Raw genomic sequence first — 21,872 nt, 5'->3', positions numbered from 1 at the left:
CCAGCCCCACACGGCGCCCACCCGCCTCATCGAATGGCGACATCCCGCCCACTCAAGGGCGCTGGCAGGGCCGGAACTCGCCGCTCGGTGCACCGGGGCCTCACGCGCCTCGCCGAACGGCGAGATGCCGCCCCCTCGCGGGCGATCGCGGGGCGGGAACTCGCTAGTCGGCGGAGGGGCGCGCCGCGGCCTCGCGGGCGAGGAGGGAGCGCTTCACCGGGATGCCCCACGCGAATCCGCCCATCGTGCCGTCGGTGCGCAGCACGCGGTGGCATGGGACGAAGAGCGCCGGCGCGTTGCGGGCGCACGCGCTCGCCGCGGCCCGCACGGCTGAGGGCCTGCCCAGGGCGGCGGCGAACTGCGCGTAGGTGAGCGGGCTGCCCGGGGCGATGCCGCGGAGGCCCTGCCACGCGTGCACGTGGAAATCGCCGCCGCTCTGGGCGACCGGCACGTCGTCGATCGCGGCGACGTCTCCCGAGTAGTACGCCTCGACTGCGGACGCCGCCGAGGTGACACCCGCCACCACGTCGGTCTCGCGCGCGAAGGGCGTCAGCCGGGCGAGGAGCGCGTCGGTCTCGTCCGTCCATCCGGAGGCGACGACCCGGCCGTCCTCGTCGGCGAGGATGCCGAACGCTCCGTCGGGGGTGGCGACGAACTGGCTGACGAGGGTCATCGGGACTCCTTGGTGAGAGGGCGGGTGGTGCGCGGATGCGGTGACGCCGGATGCGGGTCGCGCCGCCTCCCGGGTGGTGGGGTCGGAGTCGCAGGCGTCGGGGTGACGGGGGCCGAGGAAGGACCCGGCGGCGGAGACGCGGGCTCCGGCGCAGACCGCGCGGGGCGGGGGCGCGGCTCGCCGGCGGCCGCGAGCGCGGCCCGCCACAGGTGCAGCGACAGGTACGAGCGCCAGGGCGCGAAGCGCTCCGCCCACGCGGCGAGCTCGCGCGGCGCGGACGGCGCCCCGAGCGCCGCCGCGCCCGTGCGCAGCGCGACGTCGCCCGTGAGGAGGACGTCGGGCGCGCCGAGCACGCGCATGGCGACGTAGCCCGCCGTCCACGGGCCGATCCCGGGCATCGCCAGGAGCGCGGCGCGCTGCTCGGCGGCGCCGTCGCCGCTCGTCAGCACGAGATCGCCCGACGCCATCGCCTCCGCCGCGCCCCGCAGGGCGGCCAGCCGAGCGCGCGGGCCGGTGACCGCATCCGCATGCTCGGCGATGGCCGCGGGATCGGGGAACAGCAGCTCGGGTCCGCCCTCCATGCCGAGGGGACGCCCGGCCACGGCGGTGAGCCGACCGAGGTGGGTCCGGGCCGCGGCGACGCTGATCTGCTGGCCCACCATCGCCCGCACAAGCATCTCCGACGGATCGACCGTCCCGGGCAGGCGGATGCCGGGGTTCGACCGCACGGCGGCGGCGAGCGCCGATCCGCCCGAGTCGCGCGTGTCGGCATCGGCCAGCGCGGCATCGGTGAGCGCGGCATCGACGGCGACGGGATCGGCGTCGAGGTCGAACAGCCGCCGCACCCGCGCGACGAGGGTCGACAGGTCGGCGAGCGTCGAGAGGTGCGCGTCGAGCGTCACTCCGCCCCGCGCCGCGGTGACGGTGAACCAGGCCGGCCCGCCGGGCAGGGCGAGCGACCGTGTGTAGGAGTCGGCCGTCGCGATCTCGACACCGGGGATCGCCCGCGCGGCCAGCCATGCGAACACACCCGCCGCGTCGAACGGCTCGCGCGCCGGCAGCGTCAACCGCACGCTGCCGCCCGGCTGATCGCCGGTGGACGCGTAGCGCGCCCGAAGCTGCGACGGGGTCTGCTCGAACACCTCAGACACCGTGTCGTTGAACTGGCGGATGGAGGCGAAGCCGGCCGCGAAGGCCACCTCGGCCATGCTGAGCCCGGTCGACGTGAGCAGAGTGCGCGCCGCCTGTGCCCGGTGTGCTCGGGCGAGCGCGAGCGGCCCGGCCCCGAGCTGTTCGGAGAGCACGCGCGTCACGTGTCGCTCGGAGTAGCCGAGGCGGCGCGACAGACCGCCGACGCCCTCGCGCTCGACGACGCCGTCGGCGATCAGCCGCATCGCCCGCCCGGCGAGGTCGTCGCGCAGGTTCCACGCGGGCGTACCCGGCACCGCCTCGGGCAGGCAGCGCTTGCAGGCGCGGTAGCCCGCCTCGTGCGCGGCGGCGCTCGTCTCGTAGAAGGTGACGTTCGCCTCCTTCGGCGTCCGCGCGGGGCAGCTCGGGCGGCAGTAGATGCCGGTGGAGCGCACGGCGGTGATGAACTGCCCGTCGAAACGTGCATCCCTGGCGTGGATGATGCGGTACCGCTCCGAGAAGTCCATGCCTGCATCCTCACACGTCCCACCGACGCTATCTAGCGGGAATCGGACACGACGGTGGGGCACCCGATGCGAACGCCGAGAGGGGAAGGATTGGCGCAGCCCCGCACGACGCACCAGACTGGAACGGACGACACGGCGCATCCGACGCCGGCGAGGAGCGCACGATGACCGAACCGACCGACGCCCGTGTGGGGCTCTACATCGACTTCGACAACATCGTCATCTCGCGGTATCAGCAGCTCCACGGGCGCAATGCGTTCCAGCGCGACGGGGTCCGCGACTTCCGCGCCTCCGACCCGAACGCCGACAAGGACGTGGCGGCGCGTGTGCGGGCGGCGACCGTCGACTTCAGCGCCATCATCGACTTCGCCGCCTCGTTCGGCACCATCGTCGTCAACCGGGCGTACGCCGACTGGTCCGCGTCGGTCAACTCGAGCTACCAGCGCCAGCTGATGTCGCGCGCGGTCGACCTCACGCAGCTGTTCACGACCACCACCCGCGGCACGAAGAACGGGGCCGACATCCGCCTCGCGGTCGACGTCGTGGAGGACCTCTTCCGGCTGCCCGACCTCACCCACGTCATCATCGTCGCCGGCGACTCCGACTACATCGCCCTGGCCCAGAAGACGAAGCGCCTCGGCCGCTTCGTCGTGGGCATCGGGGTGGCGGGGTCGACCAGCACGTCGCTCGCCGCCGCGGTCGACGAGTTCGAGGACTACGACTCCCTCCCCGGCGTCGAGAAGGTGGCGGCGACCACAGCGGCCGCCAGCGCGGCCCGTCGTGACGAGCAGGGCGGGGGCGACACCGACGCGGACAAGGAGTCGAGCGACTCGTCCCGTGCGAAGTCCGCCGGCAAGCGCAAGGCGCCCGCCGTCCCCCTCTTCTCGCATGCCGAGGACGCCGCCGACGACGAGCCGGAGCCCGCCGACGACGTGGACCCGCAGACCGTCGCGACCGAGCTGCTCGTGCGCGCGCTGCAGATCGGGCACGCCAAGGGCGACGCCGACGAGTGGCTCAACACCGGCGCGGTGAAGAACCAGATGCGACGGATGGACCCGTCGTTCAACGAGAAGCCGCTCGGCTACCGCTCGTTCACCGACTTCCTCACCTCGCGCGACGACGTCGCCGAGCTCGACGAGGACGGCCCGCAGCGGCTCATCCGCCTGCGTCCCGAGCAGCCTGCGCGCGGTGGGCGAAAGCGCTGACCTCCTTCAGCGGAGTGTCGCCGGGAGCGCCTAGCATCGAGTCATGCCACTGACTGGAGAGTACGCACCCGGAACGAGCGACTGGGCCCGCAGGCAGGCCGAGGAGTACGAGGCCTCGGGTGGCACGAAGGCCACCGACCTGCGTGGGATGCCCGTGATCGTGCTGACCACCGTCGGCGCCCGATCGGGCAAGCTGCGCAAGACGCCCCTCATGCGCGTGGAGCACGACGGCGAGTACGCCGCGGTCGCGTCGCTCGGCGGCGCGCCGAAGAACCCGGTCTGGTACTACAACATCGTCGCGAACCCGCACGTCGAGCTGCAGGACGGCGCCGAGCGCCACGACTACCTCGCCCGCGAGGTCACCGGCGACGAGAAGGCGGTGTGGTGGGAGCGCGCCGTCGCCGCGTACCCCGACTACGCCGACTACCAGGTCCGCACCGACCGCGAGATCCCCGTCTTCGTGCTCACGCGCACCGACACCGCCGCGTCCTAGCGCCCCCTGCCGCCTGCTGATGCCCGACTCCGACGACGAGCGGTGGCTCGTGGTCGACGGGCGCCGCTGGCGGCGCACCGATCCGCTCCTGCCCACCGAGGTCGTCGATGCGTTGAAGTCGCATCTCGGGCGCGCGAGGTCGGCCGTCGGCATCGCGTCTCGCCGGGGCGATACGGACGCGGTGGCCGCCGCCCGACACCGGGTGGGCCTGGCGAAGCACGGGCTCGGCGAGCGCGGCCCGGCCTGGTGGGACGAGCCGGAGGCGGATCGCCTGCGCCGTGCCCGGGAGGCGCTCGACGAGCTCGACGAGATCGAGGGCACGACCAGCAGCGGCGCGGGCGATGTCGGGGGTGGAGCGTAGCGTCGCCCCCGTGCGACCCTTCCACGCCCCACGTCCCGTCGCCCCACGACCCGTCGCCGCTCGCCCGCCGCGCCCGCTGCTCGAGGTGCGCCGCATCTACGCCGAGGAGGCCGCACTCGCGCTCCCCCGCGGGCAGGAGATCGTCGCGCGCTGGCCGGAGGCGACGATCGTGCCGGTCGCGTCGCACTGGCAGATCCCCGAGCTCCACGGCGACGAGGCGAACGCGTCGCGCTGGGTGCGCATCAAGACCGAGGCACTCGTCCTCGGGGTGAAGAAGAGCCTCGTCACGCGGCCGAACGGCCGCTCCGCCGACTTCATCGCGCCGTCCACGGCCCACGGCTGTGCGATGGCCTGCGCCTACTGCTACGTGCCCCGCCGGAAGGGGTACAGCAACCCGATCACGGTCTTCGCCAACATCGAGCAGATCACCCGGCACGTGGCTCGGCACATCAACAAGCAGGGTCCGAAGCGCGAACCGAACCAGTGCGACGACGAGTCGTGGGTGTACGACATCGGCGAGAACAGCGACTGCTCCGTCGACGCGCGGGTGAGCGACAACGTCCGCGACCTCTGCGACCTCTTCCGGATGAGCCCGACGGCGAAGGCGTCGTTCGCCACGAAGCACGTCAACCGCGACCTCCTCGACTGGGATCCGCTCGGCCGGGTGCGCATCCGCTTCTCCGTGATGCCGGAGGAGACGGCGAAGGTCACCGACATCCGCACGTCGAGCATCCGCGAGCGCCTCGCCGCGATCGACGACTTCGTCGAGGCGGGTTACGAGGTGCATCTCAACCTCTCCCCCGTCATCCTCACCCCCACCTGGCGAGAGGACTGGACCCAGCTGCTCAGGGAGATCGACGACACGATCGGCCCGGCCGCGAAGGCCCAGCTGAAGGCCGAGGTCATCCTCCTCACCCACAACGCCGCCCTGCACGACGTGAACCTCCGGTGGCACCCGCGGGCGGAGGACCTCCTCTGGACGCCCGAGCGGCAGGAGACGAAGGTCTCCGAGAACGGCGCCGTCAACGTGCGGTACGAGCGGGCGCTGAAGGCGGCCGCCGTGGCCGAGCTGCGCGCGATCGTGGCACGCGAGCTGCCCGCCTGCACCATCCGCTACGCGTTCTGAGCGGCGAGGTCGGACGGATGCGCGTGCGGTACCGGGCAGCGTCATCCCGACGTGCCATGATCTGAGGATGCTCGACGCGACCCTCTCCACGGTCTTCCAGCCCGTCGTCGACCTGTCGACGGGCGAACCGGTGGCGTACGAGGCGCTGAGCCGGATGCAGAGCGGCGACTTCTTCATCCCGCCGCACCGCTTCTTCGATGAGGCGCGATCCGGCGGCGACCTCCTCGAGCTCGACGCGGAGTGCTGGGCCACCAGCCTGGCCACCGCCCGCGAGCAGGGGTTCCGGCGGCCGCACTCGCTGCTCATCAACATCGAGCCCGCGTCGTTCGAGGCCGGGCTCATGCTGCGGATGCCGCCGGAACAGCCGGTCGTCATCGAGCTGACCGAGCGTGCGCTCCTGGCCCGTCCGGGCGAACTGCTCGCGATGGCCGACGCCGCCCGGGCCGCGGGACACGCCATCGCCGTCGACGACCTCGGCGCCCACGCCGCGTCGCTCGCGCTGCTGCCCCTGCTCGACCCCGACATCGTGAAGCTCGACATGCGGCTCGTTCAGGACCGCCCCAGCGCCGACCTCGCGCGGATCATGGGCGCCCTGGATGCGCATCTCGCCGGTCGCGACGTCGTCGTGATCGCGGAGGGCATCGAGACCGACGAGCATCTCGTGACCGCGCGGGCGCTCGGCGCCACCCACGGGCAGGGCTGGCTGTACAGCGCCGCGATGCGGGACGTCCCCGACGCGGGCAGGCTGTCGGGCATCCCGCTGCGGTCGTCGCACGTGACGAGTGCGCCGCTGGCCCGCACGCCCTACGAGGTGGTGAGTGCACGGGTCGAGACGAAGCCGTCGAACCGCGAGCTGCTCGTGCAGATGAGCGTGTTCCTCGAGGCTCGTGCCCGCACCTCGGGCGACTCCGCCGTAGTGCTCGCAACGTTCCAGGAGTCGTCGAACATCAGCCCGTCGACCCTGGAGCGCTACACCGACCTCGCCGCCGAGTGCGGCCTCGTCATCGTCTATGCGCGCGGCGTCTCCCCGGCGCTCCTGGCGACGGGCTCCCGGGTGCACGACATCGTCGACGGCGATCCGCTCGTCGACGAGTGGGACATCGTCGTGCTGACCGCCGACTTCGCCGCCGCCCTCGTCGCCCGCGAGAGCGACCCGGCGCACCACGAGAAGGGCGACTACCGGTTCGCGCTCACCCACGAGCGAGCTCTCGTCGTCGAGGCCGCGCGGAGCCTGCTCGCCGATCGCGCCTGATCCGGATGCGGGCTGTGCCGGGTCTCGTCAGGGCCGGATGCGGGCTGAATTGACCCTGTCCCGCTCAGAGCTCGGGCGGTGCCCCCACGGGGCGGATCTCGACGGCGCCCGACCAGTGGGCGATCGATCGCCCGATCTCGACGGCGCGCTCCTCGGACGCCACATCGACGAGCCAGAACCCGATGAGCGGCGATCCGTCCGCCAGTGGCTCGGAGGTCACGGCATCGGCGGTGACGGTGAACCCCGGTCGGTCGAACCCCGCGTCGGCGACGAGCTCGCCCGACTCGCGCAGGTCGACGTCGATCTGCTTCATGAACGCGATCATCGCCCGCATCCATTCGGCGTCCGGCCGGTCGGTGGGCGCGGGCACCCGCGGCGAGGCGTACATGGCGATGAGGTAGCGCATGCCCCGAGCGTAACGCGCGGCCCCGACACCTAGGCTGGTCGGGTGATCCGCATCCGCTCCGCCGACCTCGCGGGGGGCGACGCCGCGGCGGTGGGCGCGCTCGTCGAGGCGTACCTCCGCCAGACGGAGCAGGAGAAGGCGGAGCGCGGGCTGGCCGAACCGGTCGACTTCGACGGCGCGCTCCCTCCGCGCTACGCCGCCGAGGTGACGGACCCCGCGCGCGCCTTCGACGCGGATGACGTCCTCCTCGCGGTCGACGACGACCGTGCCGTGGGGGTGGTGGTGTCGAGGTCCGTCCCCGAGGGCACCGAGATCAAGCGGCTGTGGGTCGATCCCGGTCACCGCGGGCAGCGGATCGCCGAGGCGCTGCTCTCGGCCGTCGTGGCCGGTGCCGACGGCGACGTCCGGCTCTCGGTGTGGGAGTGGCGGGCTCCGGCGCTGGCCGTCTACCGGCGGCTCGGGTTCGCCGAGGTGCCGTCGTGGGATGCCCGGCCCGCTCTCGTCTGCCTCGTCCGCGCCGGCGGAGCCCGCTGATCGCGGCGATGTCGTGAGGGCGACGTAGAGTCGCGACATGCGCCGCCACATCGTCCCGCCGTACCTGCTGGCCCGTCTCGCCCGTGCCGACGACGCCGGTCTCGACCGCGCCGTCGTCGCCGCGCGGAGGGCGCTCGCCGAGCTGCCGCCGCTGCACGACGAACGCCGCCGGAGCACGCTCCTGTCGTCGCCGAGTCCCGAGGCGGCGGCCGCGTCCACGCCGCCCGGGTCATCCCGACCGCGGCGCACGATCGCCGATGCCCGCGGATCCGAACGGTTGCCCGGCACCGTCGTGCGCCGCGAGGGGCAGCCCCCGACCGGTGACATCGCCGTCGACGAGGCGTACGACGGCCTCGGCGCCACGCACGCCTTCCTCCTCGACGCGTTCAGCCGCTCGTCGATCGACGGCGAGGGCCTCCCCCTCGACGCCACGGTGCACTACGGCGACGACTACGACAACGCCTTCTGGGACGGCTCGCGCATGGTCTTCGGCGACGGCGACGGCGAGGTGTTCGGGCGCTTCACCGCGTCGCTGTCGGTGATCGGGCACGAACTCGCCCACGGGGTGACCCAGTTCACGTCGGGGCTGGAGTACCAGGGCCAGTCGGGCGCGCTGAACGAGTCGTTCTCCGACGTGATGGGCGCGATGGTCGAGCAACATGCCCTCGGCCAGACCGCGGCGCAGGCCTCGTGGCTGATCGGCGAGGGCCTCTTCACACCCGCGGTGCAGGGCCGTGCCCTGCGCTCGATGCTCGAGCCGGGCACGGCGTACGACGACGACGTGCTCGGCCGCGACCCGCAGCCCGCCGACATGGCGCACTACGTCGAGACCACCGACGACAACGGCGGCGTGCACCTGAACTCCGGCATCCCCAACCGCGCGTTCGCGCTCGCAGCCGTCGAGCTCGGCGGCCGGTCGTGGGAGACGGCCGGGGTGGTCTGGTACGACACCGCGACGCGGGGCGGGCTCCCACCCACGGCGACCTTCCGTGACTTCGCCGAGGCCACCGTCCGGGCGGCGACGGCCCGCTTCGGCGCGGGCTCCGCCGCGACGCGAGCTGTGCGAGGATCGTGGGAGAAGGTGGGTGTCGGCGTGGATGAGCGTTCCTGAGTCTTTGACGATCACCGTCCGGCGATCGGGCGGTGTGGCGGGCCTCACCCGCACATGGACCGTGTCGGCGACGGACGGCTCGTCCGTCGCGATCTGGTGGCCCCTCGTCGAGTCGTGCCCGTGGGATGCCGGCGACGCGGTCGCCGCCGCGGGCGGCAGCGACCGCTACGTCTACGCGATCCGGGTCGACGTCGGTGCGGAGGCGACGGCGGAACGCGACGCGACCGTCGCCGAGACCCGGCTGACCGGCCCGTGGAAAGACCTCGTGAGCCGCGTGAGGCAGGAATCCGCATGACCGAGGTGCTGCGACTCGACGACGTCCGCTTCGTGCGGCAGGGCAAGACGATCCTGCACGGTCTCGACCTCACCGTCGAGGCCGGCCAGCACTGGGCTCTCATCGGCCCGAACGGCGCGGGCAAGAGCACCCTGCTGAGCCTCTGCGGCGCACGCCAGCACCCCACCAGCGGCACCGTCCACGTGCTCGGGCGGCAGCTCGGCCGGGTCGAGCTGCAGGCGCTCCGCCGCGACATCGGCCACGTCGATCCTCGCCATCCGCTGGGCTCCGGACTGCACATCCGCGAGGTCGTGCTCACCGGGGTGACGGGCACCATCGAGTCGGTGATGCGCTGGGAGCCCAGCGCCGCCGAGCTGGCGAAGGCCGCCGACCTCATCGACCTGCTGGGCCTCGCGGGCAAGGCCGACGAGCCGTGGACCACCCTCTCGCAGGGCGAGCGCGGCCGTACTCTCATCGCCCGCGCGCTGATGAGCGACCCGAAGCTCCTGCTGCTCGACGAGCCGTCGACCGGTCTCGACGTGGCCGCCCGCGAGAACCTGCTCGAGACGCTCGATGAGGTGCGCGACGCCCACCCGCAGATCGCCTCGATGCTCGTCACCCACCACCTCGAGGAGCTGCCGGTCACGACGAGCCACGCGGCGCTCCTCGCGCAGGGGCGCGTCCTGGCGCAGGGCCCGGCCGACGCGGTGCTCACCACCGAGCTGGTCAGCGAGGCGTTCGAGCATCCGATCGCGATCGAGCGCCGGGAGGGGCGCTGGTCGGCGCGGTCGCTCGGCCGGCGCGACCGGGCCGCCATTCGCGGTCGCGTCTGAGCGCGGCGAGGTAGCGCCTCTCCGGCAGCTGGCGCGCGGCGGTGGGCAGCGCCCGGTAGACGGGCGCGATCCCATCGAGGAGGCGGTCGAACCGTCGCTGACGCTCGTCGGTCCAGCGGAAGCCGAAGGGTTCGCGCAGGCGGTCCGGCAGCAGCCCCGCGGTGACGAACCGCATGAGGGGCATCGCCGCGCGCACGGGCGCGGGGGCGTTCCTGGCGGTGAGCAGTGCATCCGACACACGCCTCACGTCGCGGTCGACCTCGAGCTGCTCCAACCGGCCGGCCCAGTACTCGGCGAAGTCGGCCCGGGTGGCCGGCCAGAGCCCGTCGGGCATCTGCAGCGTCGTGCCCAGCACGGCGTACTGCTGGTACACGCGCTCCGCCTCCGTCTCGTCGAGCGGGCCGAAGATCCTCTCCCAGAGCGAGACGGCGCTGTCGTAGAGGGTCGCCGTGACCCACAGCTGCGCCTCGGGGTCGAACGCGTTGTAGGCGGGCCGCTCCCCCGGCGCGCTCCGAACCAGGCCGTGGGCGCGGTTCACCGCACGACGGACCGCGGCGATGTCGTCGGCGTCGCCGTTCGACAGCGCGTAGATGTACGTGAGGGTCGCGGTGAGCCGTCGCATCGGATGCGCGACGAACTGCGAGTGCGCCGCCACACCGTGCCCGACAGCCGGGTCGGCGATCTGCAGGAGGATCGCCCTGCCCGCCCCCGCGAGCAGGATGCCCTCCGGTGCGATGTCGGCGAGCGAGCGCATGCCGGGACTATAGCCTGTGCTCATGGACTCCGACCGGCCCTGGGACGTCATCGTCGTCGGCGCCGGCCCGGCGGGCTCGTCGGCCGCCCGCGCCGCGGCGACGGCCGGCTCCCGGGTGCTCATCGTCGACCGCTCCGGCTTCCCCCGCTACAAGACGTGCGGCGGCGGGCTGCTCGGCGTCTCGCGCCGCGAGGTGCCCGCCGAGGCGGCGCACACGGTGCAGACGCACATCCGCCGCGCGACCTTCACGCGGCACCGCGGCTCGGTCGCCGTCCTGGAACGGGCGGACCCGTTCCTCGGGATGACGCATCGGGAGCCGTTCGACGCCGCCCTGCTCGCGGCCGCCGTCTCGGCCGGGGCCGAGTTCCGTGCGGGGGTCAGTGTGAGGGAGGTCGTCGACCGGGGCGACGGCACGGTGACGCTGCGCACGGCGGATGACACGCTCGTCGCCCGCATCGTCGTCGGATGCGATGGGGCCGGCGGACGGATCGGACGCCACGTCGGCGTGAGGCTGGGCGAGGTCGATCTGGGGCTCGAGGACGACGTCGAGACGCCGGCCGGATGGGACGGCGATCCCGAGGCGGTGCTGCTCGACTGGGGCGAGCAGCCCGGGTCGTACGCGTGGCTCTTTCCCAAGGGCGACCGGTTGGCGGTCGGCGTCATCGCACGCCGGGGCGCGCCCGAGGAGACACGGGAGTACCTGGCGCGCTGGAAGCAGCACCTCGGGCTGACCGACGCCCCCACCGCCCACTCGTCGGGGCACCTGACGCAGTGGCGGGAGGCGGGCTCCCCCGTCGTCCGCGGCAGGGTCGTCGTCGCCGGCGACACCGCGGGGCTCCTCGAGCCGTGGACGCGGGAGGGAATCTCCTACGCGCTGCGCTCAGGCCGCTGGGCGGGCGAGGCGGCCGCCCAGGCCGCGCAGACCGGACCGGACGCACTCGACGACTACGTCGAACGTGTGGACCGAGTGCTCGAGCCCGAGCAGCGGGGCGGGGCGGTCCTCCTGGAGCTCTTCGAGCGGCGGCCGGCGCTCATCCACTGGATCATCTCGCACACCGGATGGGGCGGACGCTTCTTCGTGCGCTTCTGCGCCGGTGAGGCGAGCCTGGCGTCCATCGGCCGGCGACGGTGGGCGATGCGCGTGCTGAAGGTGCTCAGCCGCTGACCGCCCGGGGGCGGGCACCCACGCCCACCTCCCGGACACGCACACCGCTGGGCCCGGGCGCGCGCTGCGCTCAGCGATGCAGCGCCGCGGCCACCGCCTGTGCACGGCTCTCGACGTGCAGCTTCGCGAAGACGGCGTTCACGTGGCTCTTCACCGTCGCCACGCCGAGGTAGAGCTGCGCGGCGATCTCGCCGTTCGTGCGCCCCTCGGCGATGAGCGCGAGCACCTCGGCCTCCCGTTCGGTGAGGCTCGGGAAGCGCTCGCGCAGACGGAGGTCGCGCGCGACGGGGGCAGAGCCGAGCACCGCCTCGCGGACCTGGGGCGACAGCGTCGTCTGGCCCGAGGCGACCGCCCGCACCGCGGCCTCGAGCTGCTCGCGTCCGGCGTCCTTCGTGAGGTACCCGCGAGCGCCGGCGCGCAGCGCTCCCTGCACCGAGTCGCCGTCGGCGAAGGTGGTGAGCACGAGGACCGCGGTCTCCGGATGCTCGCGCGCGACACGCTCGGTCGCTGCGACGCCGTCGAGCCGCGGCATCCGCAGGTCCATGAGCACCACGTCGGGCAGCGTCCGCCCGATCAGGTCGAGAGCGGCGACGCCGTCCTCCGCCTCGCCCACGACCTCGAACCCGTCGATGAGCCCGAGCACGGTGACCAGGCCGTCGCGGACGATGGCCTGGTCGTCGACCACGACGATCCGGATCACGAGACCGGCACCTCCACCCTCACGAGGAACCGCCCGTCGGCCGCGCCCACCTGCAGGGTCGAGCCGGGAAGAGCGGCGACCCGTTCGCGCATGCCCGCGATCCCCGCGCCCGTGCCCGTGCCCGCGAGCGCGCGGACGGGATCGCCTGGACCGGCCAGCGGATTCGACACCTCGAGGACGAGGACGGCGGCGCTCCGCGAGAGGGTGACGGCGACAGGACGACCCGGGGCGTGCTTCCTCGCATTGGTGAGCGCCTCCTGCGCTGCGCGGCGCAGCACCTCGGCCACGGCGGGCTCGAGGCGCGCGCCCCCGCTCTCGAGCCTCGCCGACACGACCGTCCCGAGCGCGCGCTCACCCTCGACCAGGTCGCCGAGCAGCTGCTCCACCGCCCGACCGTCGACGGGCTCACCCGTGTCGTCGCGCAGGGTCTGCACGGCTCGCCGCGCCTCGACGAGCCCCTCTGCGGCGAGCGCGCGAGCGGATCGGGCACGGGCGAGCACCTCGTCGGTGCGCCCGGCCTCGGCGAGCGCCTCGACGGCGTCGAGCTGCACGACGAGCGCGCCGAGAGAATGGGCGAGGGTGTCGTGGAGGTCGCGCGCGATCCTGGCCCGCTCGTCGAGCGCAGCCGACCGCGTCCGCTCCGTCTGCACCGCCAGGCGCTCGGCGGCGAGCCTCGCCTCCACGACCCGCGCGTCGACCTGCTGCCGACGGGTGACGCCGATGAGCAGACCGAGGACGATGCAGGCGATGCCGCCCACGATCACCCCGGGCGGCGGGGTCTCCACGAGCGTGATCCCGGCCAGGAGCGTCGCCGCCACGAGTCCCGCCAGGAAGCCCGCCCACCACGGCAGCGCGACGTCGGCGACGATCCCCACCAGCCCCACGACGAGCGGCACGGCGCCCACGACCTGGGTCGGGACGGTGGCGAGCGCACCGGCCACGATCATGACCGCGAGCGCGACACGACGGGCAGCCCTCGGACTGCGGGCCGGGAGCAGCGCGAGCAGCGCCCATCCAGCCAGCCCCAGGCCGGCGGCCACCAGCGCCCAGGCCGGGGTCGCGGGCGCGCGGACGACCACGACCACCGTCACCGCCGCGACGCCCACGAGCGACAGCACCCTCGAGAGAGGGCTCCTGCCGCCGCCGGGGAGAGGGACCGCGATGCTCACTCCTGCATCATGCCCGAGTCGCGCTCAGCACTCGAGGAGCGCGCCACAGGATGACGGCGGAGCGCACCGCCCGGTTGGCGGCGAGCAGCAGCAGGATCACGCCCCCGGCCTGCGCGAGGTGGCCGCCCATCGACGACTCCCAGAACGTGAAGCCGATGCGCGCCGCGATCAACGCGAGCCAGAGCGTGAGCCCGAGCCAGCCGTTCCTCGCCTCGAACCGCGGCTCGACGGCGCCGGGCCGGCGGGTGTTGCGCGCCTCCCAGCTGCGTCGGCCCTCGGCCGAGAGCGGGCGGAGGTGGGCGACGAGCCCGATGACCGCGCCGACGACCGCCCCCGCGACCAGCTCGAGCAGCAGCAGCGCGATGTCGGTCGCGTCGAAGGCGGCGGCCTGCCCGTTCGAGACGACCATGACCGCGCCGATGATGCCGAGGATCAGCGGACCCCGGAACAGACGGTCCGGGCTCACCGGCGACCACGTGGTCTGCTTGACGCTGAACCACACGAGGGCGGCGACGACGAGGATGATGCTGACGAGGTTCTGCGGGATCATGTCTCCACGATCGCGGCCGGGCGGCCCGCGGCCCACCACCCCAGGGTGGAGACCGGGTGGGGTGAGGGTGGAGATCGTCGCGCGGGGATCCGGGCGGGGAGCCGCGTCAGACGTGCCCGCGGATGGTGCGGAGGACCACCGCCCCGTGGATGCTGCCCCGCGGGACGGGCGGCGCGTAGGGGCCGAGGAGCGGCTCCAGCGCGGCGAGCTTCGCCGCCTCGGGAGTCCTCCAGTCGTCGGCCACGAGCCCCCCGGTGTCGCCGCTGTCGGGGTTGAACGACCAGTAGCCGAAGCTGGTGCCCGTGCCCGCGAGGTACTGGACGAAGGCGGAGAGCCACTGCTGGTCGCTCGCGGTGGTGTAGCCGGTGCCGAACTCGCCGACGAAGACCGGCGCGATGCCGTCCTCGACCAGGTAGCCCCAGCTCGAGTTCCAGACCCCGGGCAGGTTGGCCGGGTAGTCCGGATCCGAGAACCACGGCTGCGGATACACCGACGCCGGGTACTCGTGGGGCGAGTACACCACGCGGTGCGGCACGTCGAGGCGCACCGGGTCGTCGCTCGCGTCGGCGAGCGAGCCGCCCCACCAGGTGTAATCGCCCGATTCGGAGCGCGCGACCCCCTCCACGATGATGAGGAGGTCGGGGTTCGCCGCGAGCACGGCGTCGCCGCCGCGCTCGGCCGCCGCCCGCCAGTCGACGGCCGGATCTCCGCAGGCCCAGCAGGCGTCGTCGTGGGGCTCGTTGTGGAGATCGGCCCCGATCACGGTCGGGTTTCCCGCGTAGCGCGCGGCGAGCATCTGCCAGTCCGCGATCCAGGTCGACTCGGGGAAGCGGTCGGTGTACCAGAGCCCGGACTGGGCCTGCGAGTCGGGCCGATGGCGGTCGAGGATGACGGACAGCCCGTGACTGCCCGCCGCAGCGACCACCGCATCCAGCAGCTGCAGGGGCGAGAGGTTCACCAGGCTCGGGTTGAGCTCGCGGCCGATCGAGGTCGTGACGGTGCCCTCGATGCACTCGTTCGAGAAAGGCACCCGGACGGTGTTGAACCCCATCGACGCGAGGTGCGCCATGCCCTCGTCGAGGGTGATCGCCCAGAGCCCGTGGGGAGAGCAGGTCGAGGTCTCCATGCCGAACCAGGAGGCGGCCTTGATCACGAACGGCTGGCCGCTCGCGGCGACGATCGTCGAACCGGAGGTGTGCAGCGGCCCGACAGGTGCGGCCGCGGGGACGACGGTGGGAGCGAGGGCGGTCGCCGCGGTGGCGGGGGCGGGGGCACCGCCGACCTGCATCGCGAGCAGCACGACGAGTGCGACGAGGAGCCCCCCGACGCGCGAGGCTGCGGAGCGCCGGGTCACCCTCCCATTCCAGCACACTCGGCCCTGCCGCACAGGGGTGGAGCCGCACCGCCACCAGAATGGAGGCGTCCCCGAGCTCGAGGAGCGCCCGTGCCCCGCATCCTGCCCGATCTGCGTCCCGAGACCCTGAAGCCCGATGTGCGGCGCTGGACGGGCATCTCCGCCATCACGGTGGCGGTGCTCACCATCGCCGAGTTCCTGGTGCAGACCACCACGATCGGCACCCGCCCCGAGCTCGATGACGAAGCGGCGCTCGGGCCGTTCACCGCGGAGACCGCGAACGCCACGCTCACCGTCATCTTCATCGACACCTTCCTCATGGCCGCCCTCGTGGTGTTCCTGGCGAGCTTCCGCCAGCTGATCACGCACACCCGCCACGACATGCAGTGGATCGCCGACCTGTCGTTCGGCGCGGGGCTCGTCTTCGTCGCCATCACGCTGGTAGGCGATGCGATGGATGCGGGCACCGCCCTCGACACGATCGGCGCCACGCCCGATCCCTCCGCCATCAGGGCACTCACCGAGGGGCACCTCGTCATGTTCGGATCGATCGGCTGCGTGCTCACCGCCCTCGTCGTGGCCGCGGCCGGCTACGTCAGCTTCGCCTCGGGGGCTCTCCCCCGCTGGACCGCCTGGGTCGCCTGGGCGTGCGCCGCCGCGAACGTGGCGGTCGTGCCGTCGATGTTCGGCGGGACCAGCGCGAGCGCGCCCTTCTCCTCGGGCGGGCCGGGCGTCACCGCCTTCGCCACCTTCCCGTTCCTGGTGTGGGTCACGATCGCGGGCCTCGTGACCATCCGTGGGCATGCGCACCACCTCCGGCGCCTCGAAGCGCGCCGCGCGCGCGGGGCGGCCTCCGCCGCGTAGTCAGCCTCGCGGCGTGGAGCGGAACGACGGCCGCAGGGCGGCGATCGACCCCCCGCGCAGCGCGCTCCACCAGACGCCCGCGCCGTACGCGAGGTCGTCGAGGCGACGCAGCACCGCGAACCGCACCGGCCCGAGGGTCGATCGTGTCCGCCGCCACTCGATCAGCGAGTCGACCACGGCGGCCGCAGCCACCGCACGCCGCACCCGGCGGGAGACGATCGCCGCGACCGCCACCCCGGGCCACCAGTGCCGCAGCAGCAGCGCCATCGCCTGCACGAGCGCGGCGCCGATGCCGTCGGCGGTGAGCCTCGACGCGGTGGCGAACGGATGCGCGCTCTGCGGCAGCCGATGCGCGAGCCGGACCACGGTCACCGCGGCGATACCCAGCGCCACCGGGATCGACCAGCGGCGCTGGGCGAGGAGCGCGAGGAGCATCGCCGCGCTCCACGGGGCGAGCACGGCCGGGGCGATCTCCTCGGGGTGCCTGACGGCGAGCGGATGCGCGCCGGTGCCGTAGAACGCCTTCCGGGCCAGCCAGGGCACCAGAGAAGCGCGGTGCTCGTGCCGGACCACGGCGGCCGGTTCGTACCGCACGCGGTGTCCCTCGGCGTCGAGCCGCCAGGCGAGGTCGACGTCCTCGGCCACCCGCATCCCGTCGCCGAACCCCGTGCCGAGCAGGTCGACACGGCCCACGAGGCACGTGCTCGAGACCCACGACACCCACGAACGCGGACGCACGAGCGCGGGCCGGTCGCCGAGGTCGAGCGACGAACGGGCGTCCTCGTACCGCTCCACCGCGGTCGGCTGGGGATGCGGCAGGGCCACGATCCGCGGGGCGACGAGCGCCACCCGCGGATCGGCGAAGTGCCGCAGCAGGAGCTCGAGCGCGCCGGGCTCGGGCACCGCGTCGGAGTCGACGAAGGCGACGAAGGGCGTGCACACCCGCGTCAGCCCGTGGTTGCGAGCCCCCGCCGGCCCGACGTTCACCGTCAGCGCCTCGAGGCGTGCCCCATGCTGCTCCGCCACACGCCGGACGGAGACCGGCTCGCGCGACGCGTCGTCGACCACGATGACGGGCGACTCCGACCCCAGGGCGCGGAGGAGGCGATCGAGCTGCTCCGCGCGGTCGCGCACCGGGACGACCCACGTCACCTCGGCCGCCGAGACCGGCGCCGACGCCATCCGCCCGGCGACCGGATCGGCCAGCCCTGCCCCCAGGAGGACGTCGGCGAGCGCCGCGGTCCGCGCATCCGCGACCCTCAGCTCCCGCCCGCGGAGCAGCGGCACCGCCCCGGGCTTGAGGTACATCACGCGCAGGGGCGCGCCGCCCACGAGAGCGCGTCCGCCGTCCTCGACGCGGACGCGCTGGCCGAGGCGGACCACCAACCCGTCGGGAAGCCGCTCCGGCGGACTCATGCGTCCGCCAGGCAGCCGTCCGCACCCACGGTGTCGGCTCGCAGCCGCCGCTCGGCCGAGGCGCGGATCGCCTCGAAGAGCTCGGCTCCCTCCTCGGCGGAGGCGCCGCGCGGGTCGCCCAGCACCCCGTTCGGCGAGACGGCGGCCACCCCGCCGCTCCGCAGTGCGGGCAGGAGGCTCGCGAGGTCGCCGGTCGCACCGGGCTCGAGCAGGTCGAGGCGCACCGCGGCGGGGTGGAGATGCAGCATCAGCGAGGTCTCCGTCCGGCCGGCGTGGGCGTCGCCGCCCGGCAGGCCCGCGGGGACCCAGGCGACCCGATGGGTCTCCCGGCGCATCCGCGGCACCACCTCGCGGAGGGTCTGCACGTTGCCGCCGTGCCCGTTCACCAGCACGATCCGATCGGCCCACGTCGACAGCGACCGGATGAGCTCCACGACGAGCGTGGCCAGAGCCTCGTGGCCGATCGAGATCGTGCCCCGGAAGCTCTGGTGCTCTCCGCTCGCGCCGTACGCCACCGGTGGCGCGAGCACGCCGCCCGACCGCTCGGCCAGGTCGGCGGCGACCGCCTGCGCGATCACCGTGTCGGTGGTGAACGGCAGGTGGGGCCCGTGCTGCTCCGTCGAGCCGATCGGCACCAGCACGAGCCCGGCCGGCGGCACCTCGGGCCAGGCGAGGCGGGCGAGGTCGAGCACGGCCGTCAGGCGCTCTCCGCCTCGGCCCGGGCGAGCGGCTTCTGAGTGCGCTGACCGGCGCGGGCCTGGCCGGTCTTGCGCGCCGGAGAGCCCTCGCTCTCGTCTGCTCCGGAGGCGCCGAGCGTACGGGTGAAGCCGGGAGGGATCACGAGGTCCTCGGGCCCGAGCTCCTTCACGCTCTGGTGCGCGGTGCCGAGCACCGCCGAGTCGAGGCCGCCGCGCATGATGTCGAGCACGTTCTCGACACCGCCCTGGCCGTTCGCCGCGAGACCCCAGAGGTAGGCGCGGCCGATCATGACCGCGCGGGCGCCGAGCGCGACCGCCTTGGCCACGTCGCTGCCGCGGCGCACGCCCCCGTCGAGGAGCACCTCGATCTGGTCTCCGACCGCGTCGGCGACGCTCGGCAGCATCCGGATGGTGGCCGGGGTGGTGTCGAGGTTGTTGCCACCGTGGTTCGAGACCGAGATCGCGGTGACCCCGGCGTCGACGGCGCGCTTGGCGTCGTCGACGCGGGTCACGCCCTTCAGCATGAACGGGCCGCCCCACTCCTTCGCCAGCCAGGCGACGTCCTCCCAGGTGGGAGGCGGGGTCTGCATCCACTCGTAGTACGCCCCGAAGAACGTCGGCGCCTCGCCGCCGGGCGCCTGGAGGTTCGGCGTCGTGAGGTCGGGGAGGCGACCGGACTTCACGAACGTCCACAGCCACTTCGGGTGCGGCAGCACGTTCGGCGCGAAGTCGACCATCGCCTTGAGGTTCAGCTTCTCGGGGATCGCCGGGCTGCCCCAGTCGCGGCCGTTCGAGAAAGACCAGTCGAGGGTGGCGATGAGCCCCTTCGCGCCGGCCTTGCGGGCGCGATCCATGCGCTGGATCATCGCCTCGCGGGTGCCCGTCCAGTACATCTGGAAGAACGTGTTCGGGTTGGCGGCCACGACCTCCTCGACCGGCTTCGAGGCGAACGACGACAGCCCCATGATCGTGCCGCGGGCGGCGGCGGCCCGGGCGACGGCGACCTCGCCGTCGGGGTGCACCGCCTGCACTCCGGTGGGCGAGATGATGACGGGGAACGAGATGTCGATGCCCATCACGCTCGTCGACAGGTCGCGGTCGGACTTGTGACCCGCGACGTGCGGGGCGAAGCCGAGCTCGCTGAACGCGGCGAGGTTGTCGTCGATCGTCACCCCCTTCTCGCTCCCGGCGACCAGCGCGCCGTACACCGAGGAGGGCAGCCGCTTCTTCGCCCGACGCTGCGCCTCCGCCACCGTCTCGAACCACGGGTTCATGACCTACCTGCCTTTCGAGGCCCCATCGCCTTCGTCACATCGTCCAGGGTTTTGACACTCTGTGCCAAAAAACCGTACTCCATGCGCGATCCGTTGTCACGCCTCCCGGAAGAGGTCGCTGAGCGCGGGCGCCACATCGCGGTGCGACCGCACTGCTCGCAGTGAACCACGACCGAGCGCGGCCAGCTCGCGGCCGAGGTCCAGGTCCTTCTCCCCCGTCGTGTCGAGCAGCACGTCGAGCCTCGGCAGACGTGCCGCGAACGGGCGGGGATCCGGTCCCGCGTTGTGCACGCAGTCGCTGAGCAGCACCACCCGGGCGTCCCTGGCGGGCACACGCGCGAGCTGCCCGGCCGCGAGCTCGAGGGGGAACGCGACGTTGGTGAGCCCCCGGGCGGGGATGCGCAGCATCGTGTCGAGCAGCTCCATCGGCTTCACCTCGTGGCCGACCGGCAGCAGGATGGCGGCGTCGGACCAGAACGCGATCACGCCGAGAGCGTCCCGGTGCAGCTCGGCCGCGAGCGCTCCGACGGTGGCCGCCGCCGTCTGCACCCGTTCGCCCTTCATCGACCCCGACACGTCGACCGCCAGCACGACCGCGCGCCGGGTGAGCACCCGGTCGCGCACGATGATGTCGTCGTCCTCCGGGACCGGCCGCTCGGCGAGCACCTCGATGGTGCGGTCGAGGTCGATCTCGTCCGACGCCCCACGGTAGGGCACGCTGGCCAATGAGCCCGCGCCGTGCCTCGCGGTGTGGTCGCTGCGGGGTCTCGGCACCGACAGACGCGCGGCGATCTGCCGCGCCCGCCGGCGCACGACGGGATCCACGTCGACCTGCTCGAGCTCGCCCGCCATCACCAGCTCGCCACGCTCGTCGGTCTCGCCGGGAGCCGCGGTGCCCGGCTTCGTCGTCGCCCGCGCGTCCGGTCGTTCGCGTTGCGCGGTGAGCACCGACCCGCCGCTGCCGGGCTTCGCCTCGAAGAGCGTCGGGGGGCGTCGAGCTGCTTGGGCTTCCGCTTCAGCGGCGTCGACGTCCGGCTCTCGTGCTGCCGTCGCCGGGTGACCGGCGAATCGGCCTCGACGGCTCTTCAGCCGGGCTCGGCCGCCGCGGGGTTCAGGATGAAGCGGTCCTCCCAGATCTCGCGCAGCACCAGCTCCGGCGTCGTCTCCGCCGCCTCGTCCGGATGGATGCGCCCCGACAGCGACACGACCATCGCGTCGTAGAACAGCGGCGGGTATCCCTCGTCGGCGGGATCGGTCAACCCGCGGATGACGGCGAGCTCACGCGCGACGAGGAGGCAGTCGATGGCGCCCCGGACGCTGGAGCCCTGACGGATGTCGGGATGCTCGCGGGTGGCCCTCGTGACGGCGACCGCATCCGACACCATGCGCTCGCCGAGCGCGCCCGAGGCGCCCGTGCGCAGCCGCACGATTCCCTCCTCGGCCTCGGCGTCCTGGTAGCCCACCGCGAGTCGGTTGAGCCGGTCCGACACGCTCGTCGAGAGGCGCGTGGTGCCGACGTTGTCGAACGGGTTCATCGAGGCGATCACGCGGAACGTCGGCTCCGCCACGATGAGCCCGACCCGCGGCACCTCGATGCGACGGTCGGCCATCGCGGTGAGCAGCGTGTTCAGGGTGTCCTCCGGCGCACGGTTGAACTCCTCGATGTAGAGGAAGCCGCCCTTCTGCATCGCCTCCACGAGCGGACCCGCGACGAAGTTGTCGGGACTGTAGTCCTCGCGGAGAACCCGCGCCGGGTTGTGGTGCCCCACTAGCTTCGCCGGAGTGAGATCGGCGTTGCCCTCGACGAAGAGCAGCGGGATGCCCCACTCGTCGGTGATCGCCTTGAGCATGGTGGTCTTGCTCGTGCCGGGAGGTCCCTCCAGCACGATGTCGCGCCCCGCCGCGACGGCCGCGAACGTGAGCTCCAGCTCGCGCTCGCGACCGACGAGGTGGGAGGCGATCCGACCACGGGTGGCCGCCAGATCGGTCGTGTCCTGCATGGTCA

Annotated in this window: 24 protein-coding genes; 11 read left to right on the top strand and 13 right to left on the bottom strand. The window is 73.3% G+C overall.

Features of this window, described 5'->3' with window-relative positions; translation table 11 throughout:
- Positions 1-163 precede the first annotated feature (163 nt).
- Complete coding sequence (locus tag ACFJGV_RS00470; protein ID WP_378145992.1) at positions 164-673, bottom strand: methylated-DNA--[protein]-cysteine S-methyltransferase; 510 nt, start codon at positions 671-673, stop codon at positions 164-166.
- Complete coding sequence (locus ACFJGV_RS00465) at positions 670-2,328, bottom strand: Ada metal-binding domain-containing protein (RefSeq protein ID WP_378145990.1); 1,659 nt, start codon at positions 2,326-2,328, stop codon at positions 670-672. The genes ACFJGV_RS00470 and ACFJGV_RS00465 overlap by 4 nt, the downstream gene beginning before the upstream one ends.
- A 164-nt stretch (positions 2,329-2,492) precedes the next feature.
- Here ACFJGV_RS00465 and ACFJGV_RS00460 point away from each other — a divergent pair, with 164 nt between their 5' ends.
- From ACFJGV_RS00460 to ACFJGV_RS00440, 5 genes are all read left to right on the top strand, one after another.
- Complete coding sequence (locus tag ACFJGV_RS00460; RefSeq protein ID WP_378145988.1) at positions 2,493-3,533, top strand: NYN domain-containing protein; 1,041 nt, start codon at positions 2,493-2,495, stop codon at positions 3,531-3,533.
- A 43-nt stretch (positions 3,534-3,576) separates the two neighbouring features.
- A complete protein-coding gene (locus tag ACFJGV_RS00455) occupies positions 3,577-4,026 on the top strand; it encodes a nitroreductase family deazaflavin-dependent oxidoreductase (protein WP_378145986.1) in 450 nt (149 codons plus the stop codon).
- Between the two features lie 19 nt (positions 4,027-4,045).
- Entirely contained in the window at positions 4,046-4,387 is a 342-nt protein-coding gene (locus tag ACFJGV_RS00450) for a biopolymer transporter Tol (protein WP_378145984.1), read from the top strand.
- A 76-nt stretch (positions 4,388-4,463) separates the two neighbouring features.
- Entirely contained in the window at positions 4,464-5,513 is a 1,050-nt protein-coding gene (locus tag ACFJGV_RS00445) for a spore photoproduct lyase family protein (protein ID WP_378148596.1), read from the top strand.
- 67 nt (positions 5,514-5,580) lie between these two features.
- On the top strand, positions 5,581-6,765 hold the full coding sequence (locus tag ACFJGV_RS00440; RefSeq protein WP_378145982.1) for an EAL domain-containing protein: 1,185 nt from the start codon (positions 5,581-5,583) through the stop codon (positions 6,763-6,765).
- A gap of 64 nt (positions 6,766-6,829) precedes the next feature.
- Here ACFJGV_RS00440 and ACFJGV_RS00435 read toward each other — a convergent pair whose 3' ends face one another.
- Positions 6,830-7,171 (bottom strand): YciI family protein, encoded by a 342-nt coding sequence (locus tag ACFJGV_RS00435; RefSeq protein ID WP_378145980.1) that lies wholly within the window; start codon positions 7,169-7,171, stop codon positions 6,830-6,832.
- A 42-nt stretch (positions 7,172-7,213) separates the two neighbouring features.
- Between ACFJGV_RS00435 and ACFJGV_RS00430 the strand changes: the two genes are divergently transcribed.
- The 4 genes from ACFJGV_RS00430 to ACFJGV_RS00415 are packed head-to-tail and all read left to right on the top strand — an operon-like array spanning position 7,214 to position 9,923.
- Positions 7,214-7,705, top strand: a complete 492-nt coding sequence (locus ACFJGV_RS00430) for a GNAT family N-acetyltransferase (protein ID WP_378145978.1) — start codon at positions 7,214-7,216, stop codon at positions 7,703-7,705.
- A gap of 37 nt (positions 7,706-7,742) precedes the next feature.
- Positions 7,743-8,816: a M4 family metallopeptidase gene (locus tag ACFJGV_RS00425; protein ID WP_378145977.1), complete on the top strand. Its 1,074-nt coding sequence runs from the start codon at positions 7,743-7,745 to the stop codon at positions 8,814-8,816.
- Between the two features lie 4 nt (positions 8,817-8,820).
- Entirely contained in the window at positions 8,821-9,111 is a 291-nt protein-coding gene (locus ACFJGV_RS00420) for a protealysin inhibitor emfourin (protein ID WP_378145975.1), read from the top strand.
- Complete coding sequence (locus ACFJGV_RS00415) at positions 9,108-9,923, top strand: ABC transporter ATP-binding protein (protein WP_378145973.1); 816 nt, start codon at positions 9,108-9,110, stop codon at positions 9,921-9,923. Before ACFJGV_RS00420 ends, ACFJGV_RS00415 begins: the two co-directional genes overlap by 4 nt.
- On the opposite strand, the gene ACFJGV_RS00410 is transcribed toward ACFJGV_RS00415, so the two are convergent.
- A complete protein-coding gene (locus tag ACFJGV_RS00410; RefSeq protein ID WP_378145972.1) occupies positions 9,817-10,677 on the bottom strand; it encodes an oxygenase MpaB family protein in 861 nt (286 codons plus the stop codon). The two genes, ACFJGV_RS00415 and ACFJGV_RS00410, sit on opposite strands and share 107 nt — an antisense overlap.
- 22 nt (positions 10,678-10,699) lie before the next feature.
- Here ACFJGV_RS00410 and ACFJGV_RS00405 point away from each other — a divergent pair, with 22 nt between their 5' ends.
- Entirely contained in the window at positions 10,700-11,842 is a 1,143-nt protein-coding gene (locus ACFJGV_RS00405) for a geranylgeranyl reductase family protein (protein WP_378145970.1), read from the top strand.
- A 70-nt stretch (positions 11,843-11,912) separates the two neighbouring features.
- Here the strand turns inward: ACFJGV_RS00405 and ACFJGV_RS00400 are convergent, their stop codons facing one another.
- The 4 genes from ACFJGV_RS00400 to ACFJGV_RS00385 all read right to left on the bottom strand — a co-directional run bounded on the left by ACFJGV_RS00400 (position 11,913) and on the right by ACFJGV_RS00385 (position 15,615).
- On the bottom strand, positions 11,913-12,542 hold the full coding sequence (locus ACFJGV_RS00400; protein WP_378145968.1) for a response regulator: 630 nt from the start codon (positions 12,540-12,542) through the stop codon (positions 11,913-11,915).
- The gene (locus ACFJGV_RS00395) at positions 12,539-13,192 is read right to left on the bottom strand and encodes a sensor histidine kinase (protein ID WP_378148595.1); all 654 of its coding nucleotides are present in this window, start codon (positions 13,190-13,192) and stop codon (positions 12,539-12,541) included. The genes ACFJGV_RS00400 and ACFJGV_RS00395 overlap by 4 nt, the downstream gene beginning before the upstream one ends.
- Before the next feature lie 526 nt (positions 13,193-13,718).
- Positions 13,719-14,261, bottom strand: coding sequence for a hypothetical protein (locus ACFJGV_RS00390; protein ID WP_378145967.1), 543 nt, complete (start codon positions 14,259-14,261; stop codon positions 13,719-13,721).
- Positions 14,262-14,367: 106 nt separating this feature from the next.
- Complete coding sequence (locus ACFJGV_RS00385) at positions 14,368-15,615, bottom strand: glycoside hydrolase family 5 protein (RefSeq protein WP_378145965.1); 1,248 nt, start codon at positions 15,613-15,615, stop codon at positions 14,368-14,370.
- 90 nt (positions 15,616-15,705) lie between these two features.
- Here ACFJGV_RS00385 and ACFJGV_RS00380 point away from each other — a divergent pair, with 90 nt between their 5' ends.
- A complete protein-coding gene (locus ACFJGV_RS00380) occupies positions 15,706-16,479 on the top strand; it encodes a hypothetical protein (protein ID WP_378145963.1) in 774 nt (257 codons plus the stop codon).
- On the opposite strand, the gene mftF is transcribed toward ACFJGV_RS00380, so the two are convergent.
- From mftF to ACFJGV_RS00355, 5 genes are all read right to left on the bottom strand, one after another.
- A complete protein-coding gene (mftF, locus tag ACFJGV_RS00375; RefSeq protein WP_378145961.1) occupies positions 16,480-17,895 on the bottom strand; it encodes a mycofactocin biosynthesis glycosyltransferase MftF in 1,416 nt (471 codons plus the stop codon). It lies immediately after the preceding gene.
- The gene (gene mftE, locus ACFJGV_RS00370) at positions 17,892-18,587 is read right to left on the bottom strand and encodes a mycofactocin biosynthesis peptidyl-dipeptidase MftE (RefSeq protein ID WP_378145960.1); all 696 of its coding nucleotides are present in this window, start codon (positions 18,585-18,587) and stop codon (positions 17,892-17,894) included. The genes mftF and mftE overlap by 4 nt, the downstream gene beginning before the upstream one ends.
- Positions 18,588-18,592: 5 nt before the next feature.
- The gene (gene mftD, locus ACFJGV_RS00365; protein ID WP_378145959.1) at positions 18,593-19,867 is read right to left on the bottom strand and encodes a pre-mycofactocin synthase MftD; all 1,275 of its coding nucleotides are present in this window, start codon (positions 19,865-19,867) and stop codon (positions 18,593-18,595) included.
- Between the two features lie 96 nt (positions 19,868-19,963).
- The gene (locus ACFJGV_RS00360; RefSeq protein ID WP_378145957.1) at positions 19,964-20,815 is read right to left on the bottom strand and encodes a VWA domain-containing protein; all 852 of its coding nucleotides are present in this window, start codon (positions 20,813-20,815) and stop codon (positions 19,964-19,966) included.
- A gap of 137 nt (positions 20,816-20,952) precedes the next feature.
- On the bottom strand, positions 20,953-21,867 hold the full coding sequence (locus ACFJGV_RS00355) for an AAA family ATPase (RefSeq protein ID WP_378148594.1): 915 nt from the start codon (positions 21,865-21,867) through the stop codon (positions 20,953-20,955).
- Positions 21,868-21,872 lie beyond the last annotated feature (5 nt).

Origin of the sequence: Cnuibacter sp. UC19_7, assembly GCF_042699995.1 — a bacterium.
In the GTDB taxonomy this organism is placed as follows: Bacteria; Actinomycetota; Actinomycetes; order Actinomycetales; family Microbacteriaceae; genus Cnuibacter.
The sequence above is the reverse complement of the archived record's forward strand: the minus strand, read 5'-3'. Positions and strand labels throughout refer to the sequence as shown.

What these genes read in the sequence shown, in the direction of transcription:
- ACFJGV_RS00390 (WP_378145967.1), bottom strand. Translation starts at nt 14,261, where the DNA reads ATGATCCCGCAGAACCTCGTCAGCATCATCCTCGTCGTCGCCGCCCTC.
- ACFJGV_RS00435 (WP_378145980.1), bottom strand. Translation starts at nt 7,171, where the DNA reads ATGCGCTACCTCATCGCCATGTACGCCTCGCCGCGGGTGCCCGCGCCC.
- ACFJGV_RS00450 (WP_378145984.1), top strand. Translation starts at nt 4,046, where the DNA reads ATGCCCGACTCCGACGACGAGCGGTGGCTCGTGGTCGACGGGCGCCGC.
- ACFJGV_RS00465 (WP_378145990.1), bottom strand. Translation starts at nt 2,328, where the DNA reads ATGGACTTCTCGGAGCGGTACCGCATCATCCACGCCAGGGATGCACGT.
- ACFJGV_RS00410 (WP_378145972.1), bottom strand. Translation starts at nt 10,677, where the DNA reads ATGCGCTCGCTCGCCGACATCGCACCGGAGGGCATCCTGCTCGCGGGG.
- mftF (WP_378145961.1), bottom strand. Translation starts at nt 17,895, where the DNA reads ATGAGTCCGCCGGAGCGGCTTCCCGACGGGTTGGTGGTCCGCCTCGGC.
- ACFJGV_RS00355 (WP_378148594.1), bottom strand. Translation starts at nt 21,867, where the DNA reads ATGCAGGACACGACCGATCTGGCGGCCACCCGTGGTCGGATCGCCTCC.
- ACFJGV_RS00440 (WP_378145982.1), top strand. Translation starts at nt 5,581, where the DNA reads ATGCTCGACGCGACCCTCTCCACGGTCTTCCAGCCCGTCGTCGACCTG.
- ACFJGV_RS00460 (WP_378145988.1), top strand. Translation starts at nt 2,493, where the DNA reads ATGACCGAACCGACCGACGCCCGTGTGGGGCTCTACATCGACTTCGAC.
- ACFJGV_RS00425 (WP_378145977.1), top strand. Translation starts at nt 7,743, where the DNA reads ATGCGCCGCCACATCGTCCCGCCGTACCTGCTGGCCCGTCTCGCCCGT.
- ACFJGV_RS00405 (WP_378145970.1), top strand. Translation starts at nt 10,700, where the DNA reads ATGGACTCCGACCGGCCCTGGGACGTCATCGTCGTCGGCGCCGGCCCG.
- mftD (WP_378145959.1), bottom strand. Translation starts at nt 19,867, where the DNA reads ATGAACCCGTGGTTCGAGACGGTGGCGGAGGCGCAGCGTCGGGCGAAG.
- ACFJGV_RS00470 (WP_378145992.1), bottom strand. Translation starts at nt 673, where the DNA reads ATGACCCTCGTCAGCCAGTTCGTCGCCACCCCCGACGGAGCGTTCGGC.
- ACFJGV_RS00415 (WP_378145973.1), top strand. Translation starts at nt 9,108, where the DNA reads ATGACCGAGGTGCTGCGACTCGACGACGTCCGCTTCGTGCGGCAGGGC.
- ACFJGV_RS00455 (WP_378145986.1), top strand. Translation starts at nt 3,577, where the DNA reads ATGCCACTGACTGGAGAGTACGCACCCGGAACGAGCGACTGGGCCCGC.